Here is a 12,281-nt window from a genome sequence, read left to right on the forward strand (position 1 = left end):
GCCGGGGTACCCCGGCCGTCCACACCGCGCACAGCACGTGGAGCTGTGCGGCCCCGTGCGGTCCCGTACAGGAGGATCCGATGGCGAAGATCAACAACCCGATCGAGCTGCAGAAGGCCCTGGGCGGCGTGGACTACCCCGCCGACCGCGATTCCCTGGTGAGGAACGCCAGGGAGAAGGGCGCGAAGAAAGAGGTCGTCGAAGAGCTCTCGTCCCTGAAGAAGGACCGTTTCGACGGACCGGACGAGGTTAGCAGGGCGGTCTTCGGCAAGGGCTGAGTCCGGTCCGGCTCCGCCCGCATGAGGCCCTTCGGGGGGCGACCGGCGAGCGGTCGCGCCCCGAAGACGTGTGCGGTGCGAAGACGTGTGCGGTGCGGTACGGCTAACTCCGCCCGTCCTCGCCCCTCCCGCCGGTGAGGTCCTCACGGTCCACGCCGGCCTCGTTCATGGCGTCCTCCAGCTGCCGTCCAACGTTCCCGCGGTCCTTGTTGGCCTCCTCGGCGCGGCGGGCGGACTCCCGGCCCTGCTCGTCGAAGACGACCTGGTCGGTCTTCTCTGTCTTCGGCCGGTTCTCCTCGGGAGTGGTCATGACGGCCTCCTCGGCTCCGTGGCGTACGCGGTCGTCCGCGACCGCCGTCGATCTCCTGTGCGGTAGGACGCCGTACCCGCTCGGGGGCGTCGCATGCGTGTCCGCCTCCGCCGCCTCCGTGTCCGCGGCGGTTCAGGCGGTGGCCGCGCGGTCGCCGTGCTTGAAGACCTGGCGGTCGTGCCACTCGACGAAGACGGGGGCCACCGGCGGCCGTCCGGGACGGGGTCTGGCCAGCGGCGCGCCGTCGAGCTCTTCGACGGCCCGGCCCGCCGGGCCGCGGGCGGTGTAAAGGGGGGGAGACCCGGATGCGCAGATCCGGGGTGAGGCCGAGCGCCCCCAGGTCGAGCAGCGCGTGGTGCAGGGCGCACAGCGCCAGGCCGTTGGACGGTTCGTCCGGGCCGTCCTGGCTGTGCCAGCGCACATGGGCGGCCTCCAGTGCGACCGGGTGGCGGCCCAGCGCTCCGTCGTAACCGCACATCGCGCAGGTGCGGGCGTACGCGTGCAGCACCTGCCCGGCGAACTCCGGCCGGCGCGGGCGGCGCCTCCGCGCCACGAGGGTGAGCGCGGCCCCCTCCGCGACCGTCAGGTCCAGTCCGGCGTCGGCGCGGATCGCGGGTGCGAGGGCGGGCGTGAAATGAAGGTCCAGCAGGAGCCGGGCGGAGGCGGCCAGGGTGCCGGGGTCGGCGAGAAGACGTTCGACGGGCGCGCGCAGCCGCCCGGTCGCGCCCCGGGCACGCAGCCAGGAGCCACGTTCGGGGGCGGAGGCGGGTACGGGCCGGCCGTCAGCGTCCCGCGGGTCCCACAGGGCGCGCTCCAGATGCACGAACGGCATGGCCGCGCGGTCGGAGGACAGCGCGGGAGGGCCGTAGTCGTCGATCATGCGGCCGACCGGTTCCTCGGCCTCGCCGTAGGCCACCGCCGTGCTGCCGGTGGCCGCGAAACGGCCCAGCAGCCACAGCAGCAGGAGCGGCTTGTGCGGTGCGCGCCTGCCCGCCACGGTCGCCCGTCTCAGGCCCGCCAGCGCGCGGAGCAGTTCGTCCTTCGTCGCCACGTCCCTCGTCACGGCTGCCACGGTGCCATGTCCCGGCCGGGCCGCGCCGGGGAACGGGGCGGGCCCGGCCGCCGGTCAGTCCTCCCGGGAGGAGCCCCGGGAGTTCCACGGGACGGTCGGCTGAAGCACGGCCTCGGTCAGCGCGCGGGTGCGCAGGGCGGTGACCTGCTGGTACTCGGGATCGGCGACCATGCGGCAGAACGCCTCCCGGCTGGGGTAGCGGACAAGCAGCACCGCGTCCCACTCCTGCCCGTCCTCGGCGACCAGGGCCGTGGCGCCGTCGCCGGCGTAGAGCACCTCGGCGCCGTAACGCTCCAGGAAGCGGTCCGCCAGGTGCCGCGCGTACTCGTGGTGCGGAGAACGGCCGCCCGGGGCGAAGCGCAGCAGGTTGAGCATGACGACCGGGCCTCCCGGGTCCTCGGCCGGCATGCGCTTGAGGTTGGCTCCCGTGGGGTCGATGGCCATCGTTCCTCCTTGCCGCCGTGTCGGCGCGTCGGTGTGCCGGTGTGCCGCCGGCGGGCCGGAAGGAGCTTGGACGCCCCGCCGCCCGTTGCGTACCGTCCGGTCGGTCCGCGCTGTGGTGTGTTGTTCACCGGTACGGCCGAGCCTGCGCCGGACGCCGGGGGGTAGGCCCCTGTGCGCACTCCGGGGGACGGGCCCCGCTCTCGTCCCCTCCCCCTCCCCCCTCCCACCCCTCGGCGGCAGGAGAGCCCCTTGTCCTCCTCAGAGTCCTCCGGCCTGTCCCCCAGGCCGTCCCCCAGACCGTCCTCCGACGCCTCGTCGGGCCCGTCCCTCCTCCCGACCCGGCGCGGCTTCCTGGGTCTGACCGGCACCGCCGCGGCGGTCGCGGCCGGCGCCGCCGCGCTTCCGCCCCTGGGCGCCTTCGGCGCCGGGACCGCTGTCGGCGAGTACCGGCTCCCGGCCGTCACCCACCCCTACCACCCCGCCGCCCTCTACCCCGAGGACGCCGACGACGCCCCCGGTGAGCCCCTGAACGCCGGTGTGGAGTGCTGCGGAGAGGAGGTGGGCGCCTGATGGCCGTCTTCGTCCCCCGTTCGGAATGGGGGGCCCGCGCCCCCACCAACCGGCCCTCCGGCATCACACCGGGCAACGGCGGCACCACCGTCCACCACGTCGGCGGCACCCGTACCGCCCGCGCCGACCACGGCGAGTGCGCGGGCCAGGTGCGCGGCATCCAGAACCACCACATGGACGGCAACGGCTGGGCGGACATCGCCTACACCTACCTGGTGTGCGTCCACGGCCGCGTCTACGAGGGGCGCGGGCCGTGGGTGCGGACCGCCGCCAACGGCACCGACTCCGGCAACCGGGACTGGTACGCGGTGTGCGCGCTCACCGGCGGCTCCTCCTCCGACTACGACCCCGTCACCGGGGAGCTCCTGGACGCCTTCCGCTGGTCGATCGCCAATCTGCGCGACATCGGCGGTGCGGGCGGCGGGATCAACCGGCACAGTGACCACCTGCCGACGGCCTGCCCGGGCAGGCTGTCCTCCTACCTTCTGAACGGCTCGCTGGAACCCGCCTCCGGTCCCCCGGCCTGGCCCGGAGTCCACCTCAGCCACCCGCCGGCCACCGAGCACCCCGCCGTGGGGCTGTGGCAGCGGCGGATGCGCGAGCGCGGCTGGTCCCCGGGCACGGACGGGCGGTACGACGCCCGCTCCAGGGAGGTGTGCGAGCGCTTCCAGGCGCGGCACGGCCTGGCGGTCGACGGCGTCGTCGGCCCGGAGACCTGGGAGGCATGCTTCGGCTGACCACCGGTGGCCCGGCCCCCGGCCGCGGGCCTTCCCCGGGCGCCGGCGCGCTACGGCCTCCAGCGGTGCCGGGTGGCCCGTTCGGCCCTGGGCCGCAGCCGGGCCTCCGGGGAAGGCTTGTGGGCAACGTGTTCCACGGGGGTGCGGAATCCCGTGCCCCCGCCGGCCCCGCACGGCCGGCCGGACACGTACACGCACGCGCGTCGCACACGCACGCACACCGGGTGCGGCGCGGAACGAGGGAGGAACACGGTGGAGCAGACACCGGAGGGCACGGCGGGGAGGGCGAAGGCGGCGGTGGACATCGTCGCCTACGGGGTCGTCGCCGACGAGCGGCCCCTGCTGGAGGAGGCGTTCGACGGGCGGCACCGTCTGCGCTGCCTGGACCTGGTACTGGACCGGGACACCGCCGCGACGGCCGCCGGATGCGCGGTGGTGTGCAGCAGCGTCAACGACGTGCTGGACGAGGAGGTGCTGACCGTCCTGGCCGAGGGCGGCACCCGGCTGGTCACCCAACGCGCCACCGGCTACAACAACATCGACCTGGACGCGGCTCGGAAACTGGGCCTGTCGGTGGCGCGCGTGTCGCACTACTCCCCCCACTCGGTGGCCGAGTTCGCCTGGGCCCTGGCCCTGGCGGTCAACCGCCGGGTACCCCGCGCGGTGACCCGGACCCGCGACTTCGACTTCCGGCTCAACGGCCTGATGGGACGCGACTTCCACGGCCGCACCGCCGGAGTTCTGGGCACCGGGAAGATCGGCGCGGCCTTCGCCCGCATCGCCGCGGGCTTCGGCATGCGCCTGCTCGGGTCCGACATCACGGAGAACCCCGAGTGCCTGGCCCTGGGCATGGAGTACGTCGACCACGACCGGCTGTTCACCGAGTCCGACCTGATCAGCCTTCACCTGCCGCTGCTGCCCGACACATACCACGTGGTCGACGGCGACGCCCTGCGCAGGATGAAGGAGGACGCGATCCTGATCAACACCAGCCGGGGCGGTCTGATGGACGCCCACGCCCTGGTGGAGACGCTGCGCGAGGGCCGCCTGGACGGGGTGGGGCTGGACGTGTACGAGGAGGAGGCCGGGGTCTTCTTCTTCGACCGATCGCTGGACGTGGTGACCGACGACATCCTCGCCCGGCTGATGACCTTCCGCAACGTCCTGGTCAGCTCCCACCAGGCGTACTTCACCCATGACGCGGTGGGGCAGATCGTCCAGGCCACCGCCGCCAACGTCGAGGACCATCTGGCCGGGCGCACGGGCGAGAACGTCCTCGTCCCCCCGCCCACCCCGCGCTGACCGGGCCCCGGGCCGGCCCCGCCCACGGCCGTCCGGGCGCGCGGCGGGCCGGTGTGCGCGGGGCCCGCGCACACCGGCCCGGATCAGTACAGCGAGGCGGGCCAGGTCAGCGTCACGGCCAGGATGACGCCCGCGTCCAGCGCGATGCCCAGCAGCAGCCAGGGGTTGAACCAGATCACCTTCAGCACCAGCCCGCCGGCCGCCGCCACCACGGCCGCCGGAGCCCACCAGCCGGCGTCCGCCAGCAGGGCCACGCCCGCGATGGCGTACAGCAGGGCCGTGATGGCGGCCAGGGCGGTCGCCGCGGCCTTCGAGGTCTCCTCGGTCACGTGGGCCGCGGCCAGCGCCCAGGAGTGGCCGGGGGCGAAGGGGGGCGGGTTGTCCGGGTTCGCAGGGGTCACCCAGACCCTGAAGTGCACCAGGGCGTGCGTGATGAGGAGGATCACCACCAGTGCCCTGATCACGGCGCGGGCTCCGGCTCCCGGCCGCCCTGGTCCAGCCGGAAGGGCGGGTAGGCGTCCGTCATCAGCGCCGCGTAGACGGTCACCCGCAGCACCCAGCGGTGGAGTCCGACCAGCAGGTCGAACAGGCCCCGGGGGTAGGTGTCGGCGAATGCCTTGGCGATGATCGCGAAGAACGCCAGGACCATGATGAGCCCCGCGGACCAGAACCACTGCCCCTCCATGCCGCCCCCGTCGCCGCCTCCGTTGCCGCCGCCGGTGAGGAAGGCGACCACGATGTAGTGCGGGATCGCCAGCAGCCACCACTTCACCAGCACCAGGCCACGCGAGAGCCGTCCGGGGTGGTCGATCTCCAGCCGCGCCGGATAGTCCGGCTCCGGGCCCAGGCTGAAGGGCGGGTAGCGGTCGGTGGCGAACGCGCCGGTGGAGTAGAAGGCCACCCGCCAGCTCCAGCGCAGCACACCGGTGTTGAAGTCGAACAGCGGCCTGGGGTAGCGGGCGGTGAACAGGATCGCGAAGAACGCGATCACGGTCACCACGAAGAACGCGACCCACAGGAAGAACAGCACGACGAAGTGCGGGATCAGCAAGAGCCACTTCACCAGCCACAGCCACCTCGACAGCGGTCGGTCCAGCTCCGCCTCCACCGTCATGGGCCGGCGGGCCCCGGTTGCCGCCGTGGAGAACACGATGATCAGCTCCTTCGTTCTCTGGTGTCCGCGGGCGCTCAGGGGCTGCCGGTGTCCCGGCGCAGGGAGTCCGCGACGGTGTCGGCGAAGGCGTCGACCGCGTCCCAGTCGCGGTAGTCGCCGTAGCGCAGGCCCATCGCCCGGAAGATCGCACGTCCGGCACCGGGCAGGTGCTCCGGCGCGATGACCCCGGAGAACATGGCATGGTCGCGGGGCGAGAGGTCGGCCAGGACCTCCTCGGTCACCTTCGGCTCCTCCTTGGCGGCCATGGGCCTCCAAGGGCCGCGCAGGGCGGCGGGCATGCCGACGCTGAAGATCCACACCGGCCGTCCGGCCAGCAGCTCCCGGTGGGTGTGGACGAATCCGGTGGCCTCTGGCAGCCAGGCCATTCCGTGGACGGCGCTGCCCAGCACATAGGCGTCGTAGCCGCCCGCGTCGCCGACCGCGTTCAGGGATGCGGTCTCGGCCCCGACGCCCCGCTCGGCCAGCCGTGCGGCGATGCGCTCGGCGATCTCGCGTGTGGAGCCGTGGGCGCCGGCGTGTCCCACCAGTACGGTCATGTCGCCTCCTGAGCGCCGTGGTCCCCGCCGTGCTCCCCGCCGAGCGGGACCGGCACCACAAGAACCGGACAGCGGGCGTGGTGGAGCAGGGAGTGCACCACCGGGCCCAGCCGCATCGCCAGCCGTCCGCGCCGCCGGTGGACGGCGACCACCACCACGTCCGCCGCCTCGCTGGCCTCGACCAGCGCGTGGGCGGCGCCTCCGTTGACGGCCCTGACCTCCGTGCGCACCCGCGGATGGCGGACGCGGAACGGATCCAGCGCTCCTTCGGCCGCGGCCGTCTCGGCACGCGCGACCCGGGCGATGTCCTCACGCCGCGGGCTGGTGGGCACCAGCGGCTCACCGGGCGGGGCGAGGTGCCGGTAGACCCAGGCGTGCAGCGCCACCAGGCGCGCCCGCCGGGCAGCGGCCTCGCGGAAGGCCAGGCCGACCGCGTCGGCGTCGGCCTCGCCCTCCAGGCCCAGCAGCACGGTGCCGTGGAGGACGCGGTCGCGCTCCGGCGGCAGGTCGCCGCGCACCACCAGCAGCGGTCCGGCGGTGTGCGCGGCCACCCGCAGCCCCACCGACCCCAGCAGCAGGCCGGTGAAACCGCCCAGCCCGCGGGAGCCGACCACGGTCAGGCCGGCCCGGTGACTCAGGCGCACCAGGGCGTCCGGAGCGTCCTCGTCCACGGCCGCGGCCACCACCTCCAGCCGCGGGGCCAGGCGCCGGGCACGCTCGGCGGCCGACTCCGCCAGCGCCCGGGCGTCCTCGAGGGAGGGGGTGTGCGCGGCCGGTTCCGCCCCGGTCTGCGGAAGCGCCGCCCAGGGGCGGCCGTGCACGACCTCCAGCGGCGCCCCGCGGCGCCGCGCCTCGGCCGCCGCCTGTTCCAGCGCCAGCTCGGCGTGCCGGGAGCCGTCCACTCCGACGGCCACATGGCCCCGGGGTCCGGCTGTGTTGGCGTCCATGGCCGCTCCTCCCGTTCCACCGCACGGAGCGGGTGTTTCGCCCGCATATATCCAGCCTTACCGGAAAAGTCATTTTCCGCCTGGGATCGGGCACCCTTCCGGTGGGCCGTTCGGCCCTGCGCACCCGCTTCTGTCCGGCGCCCGTACGGGCGCCGGACAGAAGCGGGTGCGGGCGGGTGGGTGAAGGTCACACAGTCGACGACCGCGCACGTCCGGGTTCCCGGGCCGCGCGGGCCGCCTCCAGACGGGCGACCGGCACCCGGAAGGGGGAGCAGGAGACGTAGTCCAGTCCCGCCCGGTGGAAGAAGCGCACGGAGTCGGGGTCGCCGCCGTGCTCGCCGCACACCCCCACCTTCAGCCCCGGCCGGGCCGTCCGGCCCTCCTCCACCGCGATCCGCACCAGCCGGCCCACGCCCTGCCGGTCGAGCGTCTCGAACGGCGAGTCCCGCAGAATGCCCCGCTCCAGGTAGGCGGAGAAGAACGACGCCTCCGCGTCGTCGCGCGACAGTCCCCAGGTGGTCTGGGTCAGGTCGTTGGTGCCCAGGGAGAAGAAGTCGGCCTCGGCCGCGATCCGGTCCGCGGTCAGCGCGGCCCTGGGCAGCTCGATCATCGTGCCGACCGGGCAGACGACCTCCACGCCCGTCTCCCGGGAGACCTCGGCCAGTACGGCGCCCACCTCCTCGCGCACCAGCCGCAGCTCGTCGGAGGTGTCCACCAGCGGCACCATGATCTCCGCCCGCGGATCCCCGCCGTCGCGCAGCCGCCGTGCCACGGCCTCGCCCACCGCCCGCACCTGCAGGGTGATCAGCCCCGGCACCACCAGGCCCAGCCTCACCCCGCGCAGCCCCAGCATCGGGTTGTGCTCGTGCATGCGCTCCACGGCGTTCAGCAGCCGCAAGTCGCGCGGGTCCGGCTCGCCTCCGGCGGCCTCGGCGGACGCCACCCGCACCGCCAGCTCGGTGTGGTCGGGCAGGAACTCGTGCAGCGGCGGGTCCAGCAGGCGGATGGTCACCGGCAGGCCGTCCATGGCCTCCAGCATGGCGGTGAAGTCCTCGCGTTGCGGCGGCAGCAGCTCCGCAAGCGCCTTCTCGCGTCCGGCGTCGTCCTCGGCCAGGATCATCGCCTCCACCAGCCGCCGCCGCTCGCCCAGGAACATGTGCTCGGTGCGGCACAGGCCGATGCCCTGGGCGCCGAAGCGGCGGGCGCGGGCGGCGTCCTGCGGTGTGTCGGCGTTGGCCCGCACGCCCAGACGGCGCGTGGCGTCGGCGTGCTCCATCAGCCGGGCCACCGCGTCGACCACACCCGGGAGCCGTTCCCCGGTCTCGAAGTACCGCATCACCGGGGAGCCCACCAGGGGCAGTTCGCCCAGGTGGACGGCGCCGGCCGACCCGTCCACGGAGACCGTCTCCCCCTCGGTCACCACCGTGTCGCCCACGGTGAAACGGCGCGCGGCGGCGTTGATCTCGACGGCCTCCGCGCCGCACACGCACACCCGGCCCATACCCCGGGCCACCACGGCCGCATGGCTGGTCTTGCCCCCCCGGCTGGTCAGGACCGCCTGGGCGGCCACCATCCCCGGCAGGTCGTCGGGCGTGGTCTCGCCGCGCACCAGCACCACCTTCTCCCCGGCCGCCGCCCGGCGGGCCGCCTCGGCGGAGTCGAAGACCACCGCACCGAAGGCCGCGCCGGGGGAGGCCGGCACCCCGCGGGCCAGCGGCTCCCCGGCCCCGGCGGTGTCGAAGCTCGGGAACATCAGCCGGGCGAGCTGCTCGCCGCTCACCCGGTCCAGGGCCTCGTCCCAGCCGATCGTCCCCTCGTCCGCCAGCTGGGCGGCGATGCGGAACGCGGCCTCGGCGGTGCGCTTGCCCACCCGGGTCTGGAGCATCCACAGCCTGCCGCGCTCGATGGTGAACTCAATGTCGCACAGGTCCCGGTAGTGGTTCTCCAGGGTCTCCATGATCCGCATGAGCTCGTCGTAGGACTTCTTGTCGACCGTCTCCAGCCCCGCCAGCGGCACGGTGTTGCGGATGCCGGCGACGACGTCCTCGCCCTGGGCGTCGGCGAGGTAGTCGCCGTAGACCCCCCGCAGCCCGGTGGCCGGGTCACGGGTGAAGGCGACGCCGGTGCCGGAGTCGGGGCCGAGGTTGCCGAAGACCATCACCTGGACGTTGACGGCGGTGCCCAGGTCCTCGGGGATGTGTTCGCGGCGGCGGTAGACACGGGCGCGCTCGGTGTTCCACGAGGAGAACACCGCACGCACCGAACGCCGCAGCTGCTCGGCCGGATCCTGCGGGAACTCCTCACCCGTCCGCTCTCGCACGATGCGGCGGAAGTCCTCCACCAGCGGCCGCCGCTGCCCCGGGTCGGGCCGGCGGGCCAGCGCCCCGGCGAACAGCGCCCCGTCGATCCCCATCACGGTGGTGCCGAACATCTGGATCAGCCGCCGGTAGGAGTCCCAGGCGAAGTCCTCGTGCCCGGAGGTGCGGGCCAGCCCGTGCACGGAGGCGTCGTTCAGCCCGATGTCGAGGATCGTCTCCATCATCCCCGGCATGGAGTAGCGCGCGCCGGAACGCACCGACAGCAGCAGCGGGTCGTCCGGATCGCCCAGTGTGCGCCCGGCGGTCCGCTCCAGCGCCGCCAGGTGCCCGGCCACCTCCTCCGCCAGCCCCTCGGGCTCGGCGCCGGTGGCCAGATAGGCCCGGCACGCCTCGGCGGTGATGGTGAAACCGGGCGGCACGGGCAGGCCGATACGGGTCATCTCGGCGAGATTGGCGCCCTTGCCCCCGAGCAGGTCGGCCTGCTCCCGGCCCCCCTCGGTGAAGTCCTGGACGTAACGGGCCATCTCTGGTGCCTCCTCAGCGGCTCGGTGCCCGTACGGGCCTGGGCCCGGCGGAACACCTCGGCTAACAGTTGCGGCACCGGCGCGGGGACCTGCCACGAAGGACGGCCCTCCGCACCGGGTGGGACTCAGCCGTGCGGTACGACGGCCACCGGCGCCGGCGAGTGGTGCATCAGGGCGTGGGTGACCGGTCCGGTGTGGAAGCCCGGCCGGGCGCGGCGGTTACGGCGCCCCACCACCAGCAGGGAGGCGTTCTCAGCGGCCTCCAGCAGATGGTGTGCGGCCCTGCCGACCACGGCCTGCGGCCTCACCTCCACCTCCGGGTGCCTCTCCCGCCAGGGGGCCAGCACCCGGGCCAGGGCGTCGGACTTCTCCTCGGCCAGGTCATCGACCAGATAGGGATTCACGGCCACCGGGTTGATGCCGTACACCGGCGGCGGGTCCCAGCCGTGGACGACCGTCAGCGGCACCCCGCGCCGGGTGGCGGCGTCGAAGGCGAACCCCAGCAGCTCCTCGCGCGGCCTGGCCAGATCCAGCCCCACCACCACGTCACCGGTGTCCTCCTCGGCCGTCCCGGCCCGCACCAGCACCACCGGGCACCCCACGTGCGCCACGGTGGACAGCGCCACCGAACCCACCAGGAACCCCGTTAGCGTCCCCCGCCCCCGCGAGCCCAGGACCAGCAGCTCCGCCTCGCCCACCGAGTCCCTGATCGCCTCGGCCGGCCGGCCGGCCAGCCGCTCCGCGGCGACCTCCAGCGGAGGGTGCTTGCGGGCCAGGTCGGCGGCCGTCTCGTCCGGCAGCGCCTCCCACCGCTCCCGCGCCTCGGTGTCCATCCCGGACAACAGCTTCGGGTGGGAGCCGTCCTCCTTCACGTGCAGGAGCCGCAGCGGCAGCGTACGGCGCAGCGCCTCGCGGGCCGCCCACTCGGCGGCGGCCAGACTCTCGCGCGAGCCGTCCAGGCCCACGGTGACGGTGCGGGTCATGGTGCGTACCTCCAAGCCTTCCCTGCGGAGCGGCCGTCCGCTCCACCTCCAGGCTGCGGCCGGGTACCCGCCACCGCGAGGGGACACAGGCCCCGGCCGGCCCTGGAAACGGCCCGGCTCCCGTACGGCGGTGGAGACCGGGGCGGACGGAGAAGAGGCCGGCCATGACGGGCACCACCGGAACAGAGGGCACCGAGGTGACAGCGGGCACCGCACACCCCCTGCGGCCGGCCCACGCGCCGCTGGCCGGCGGCCGGACCGTGGAGATCCCCGCCGCCACCGCCCTCGCCCGCCGCCTGGACGGCGTGGCCGACGTCGTCAGCCGCCTGACCCACCTCATGGACGATTCACGGCCGCGTCCCGAGGAACCCGCACCGCACGGTCTCGCCGACCGGTGGCTGCGCAACCACCGACCACACCCGCCGGCACGCCACCGGCACGAGGTCGGCACCGCACAGGAAGGCGATCACGAATGGCACCACCACACGTACTCGTCGCCCACGGATCCAAGAACGGCTCCACCGCGCAGATCGCCGAGTGGATCGGCCAGGACCTGCGCGAGAGCGGCCTGACCGCCGATGTCCTGCCCGCCGCCGAGGCCTCGAACCTCGGCGGCCTCGACGCCTACGACGCCGTCCTGCTCGGCTCCGGCCTGTACTCGGGCCGCTGGCGCAGGGAGGCCGCCCGCTTCGCCCGGCGCCACCGGTACGCACTGGCGCGACTGCCGGTGTGGCTGTTCAGCAGCGGTCCGCTGGACTGCTCCGCCGAGGAGCGCGACATCCCGCCCGCCCCCGGCGCCGCGCGCGTGGCCGCCCTGCTCGACGCGCGCGGCCACACCACCTTCGGCGGCCGGCTGGGCGAGGACGCGCGCGGTTTCATCGCCCGGCAGATCGTCAAGCAGGGCAAGGGCGGCGACTTCCGCGACCGCGAGCACATCCGCCGGTGGGCGCGCTCGGTCGCCGCCGAACTCACCGAGGCGGCCCAGAACACCTGAGCACCCGGAAGCCACCGTGTCCTCCCTCGCGTCCCGGAGCCGCGGGACACGGCACAGGACACGGCGCGGGTCCGGAGCCCGGGCCCCGGACC

13 protein-coding genes and 1 pseudogene are annotated in these 12,281 nt (G+C 74.3%); 5 read left to right on the forward strand and 9 right to left on the reverse strand.

What is annotated here, in order from left to right; all coding sequences use genetic code 11:
• The coding region (locus tag LJ221_RS17790; RefSeq protein ID WP_308314809.1) for a DUF2795 domain-containing protein at positions 1-278 on the forward strand (278 nt) is incomplete at its 5' end.
• Between the two features lie 103 nt (positions 279-381).
• Here LJ221_RS17790 and LJ221_RS24015 read toward each other — a convergent pair.
• From LJ221_RS24015 to LJ221_RS17800, 3 genes and pseudogenes are all read right to left on the reverse strand, one after another.
• Positions 382-588, reverse strand: a complete 207-nt coding sequence (locus LJ221_RS24015) for a hypothetical protein (protein ID WP_374228492.1) — start codon at positions 586-588, stop codon at positions 382-384.
• Between the two features lie 132 nt (positions 589-720).
• Positions 721-1,639, reverse strand: a pseudogene (locus tag LJ221_RS17795) (phosphorothioated DNA-binding restriction endonuclease).
• Between the two features lie 75 nt (positions 1,640-1,714).
• Positions 1,715-2,104: a DUF1330 domain-containing protein gene (locus LJ221_RS17800; RefSeq protein ID WP_241717721.1), complete on the reverse strand. Its 390-nt coding sequence runs from the start codon at positions 2,102-2,104 to the stop codon at positions 1,715-1,717.
• A gap of 249 nt (positions 2,105-2,353) precedes the next feature.
• On the opposite strand from LJ221_RS17800, the gene LJ221_RS17805 reads away from it, so the two are divergent.
• The 3 genes from LJ221_RS17805 to LJ221_RS17815 all read left to right on the forward strand — a co-directional run bounded on the left by LJ221_RS17805 (position 2,354) and on the right by LJ221_RS17815 (position 4,713).
• Complete coding sequence (locus tag LJ221_RS17805; RefSeq protein ID WP_241717722.1) at positions 2,354-2,674, forward strand: hypothetical protein; 321 nt, start codon at positions 2,354-2,356, stop codon at positions 2,672-2,674.
• Complete coding sequence (locus LJ221_RS17810) at positions 2,674-3,411, forward strand: peptidoglycan-binding domain-containing protein (protein ID WP_241717723.1); 738 nt, start codon at positions 2,674-2,676, stop codon at positions 3,409-3,411. The genes LJ221_RS17805 and LJ221_RS17810 overlap by 1 nt, the downstream gene beginning before the upstream one ends.
• 297 nt (positions 3,412-3,708) lie before the next feature.
• Positions 3,709-4,713, forward strand: coding sequence for a 2-hydroxyacid dehydrogenase (locus LJ221_RS17815; protein WP_241717734.1), 1,005 nt, complete (start codon positions 3,709-3,711; stop codon positions 4,711-4,713).
• Between the two features lie 83 nt (positions 4,714-4,796).
• On the opposite strand, the gene LJ221_RS17820 is transcribed toward LJ221_RS17815, so the two are convergent.
• The 6 genes from LJ221_RS17820 to LJ221_RS17845 form a co-directional block, all read right to left on the reverse strand.
• Positions 4,797-5,177, reverse strand: a complete 381-nt coding sequence (locus LJ221_RS17820) for a hypothetical protein (protein ID WP_241717724.1) — start codon at positions 5,175-5,177, stop codon at positions 4,797-4,799.
• Complete coding sequence (locus LJ221_RS17825) at positions 5,174-5,827, reverse strand: DUF4389 domain-containing protein (protein WP_241717735.1); 654 nt, start codon at positions 5,825-5,827, stop codon at positions 5,174-5,176. The genes LJ221_RS17820 and LJ221_RS17825 overlap by 4 nt, the downstream gene beginning before the upstream one ends.
• Positions 5,828-5,901: 74 nt before the next feature.
• The gene (locus LJ221_RS17830; protein ID WP_241717725.1) at positions 5,902-6,423 is read right to left on the reverse strand and encodes a flavodoxin domain-containing protein; all 522 of its coding nucleotides are present in this window, start codon (positions 6,421-6,423) and stop codon (positions 5,902-5,904) included.
• Positions 6,420-7,370: a universal stress protein gene (locus LJ221_RS17835; protein WP_241717726.1), complete on the reverse strand. Its 951-nt coding sequence runs from the start codon at positions 7,368-7,370 to the stop codon at positions 6,420-6,422. The genes LJ221_RS17830 and LJ221_RS17835 overlap by 4 nt, the downstream gene beginning before the upstream one ends.
• A gap of 187 nt (positions 7,371-7,557) precedes the next feature.
• Positions 7,558-10,212 (reverse strand): pyruvate, phosphate dikinase, encoded by a 2,655-nt coding sequence (ppdK, locus tag LJ221_RS17840; protein WP_241717727.1) that lies wholly within the window; start codon positions 10,210-10,212, stop codon positions 7,558-7,560.
• 125 nt (positions 10,213-10,337) lie between these two features.
• A complete protein-coding gene (locus LJ221_RS17845; RefSeq protein WP_241717728.1) occupies positions 10,338-11,195 on the reverse strand; it encodes a universal stress protein in 858 nt (285 codons plus the stop codon).
• Between the two features lie 472 nt (positions 11,196-11,667).
• Between LJ221_RS17845 and LJ221_RS17850 the strand changes: the two genes are divergently transcribed.
• Positions 11,668-12,189 carry a flavodoxin domain-containing protein gene (locus tag LJ221_RS17850; protein ID WP_241717729.1) on the forward strand — a complete coding sequence of 174 codons (522 nt, stop codon included), beginning with the start codon at positions 11,668-11,670 and terminating at the stop codon, positions 12,187-12,189.
• The last annotated feature ends 92 nt before the right edge of the window (positions 12,190-12,281 follow it).

The organism is Streptomyces sp. CNQ085 (assembly GCF_022614595.1).
GTDB lineage: Bacteria > Actinomycetota > Actinomycetes > Streptomycetales > Streptomycetaceae > Streptomyces.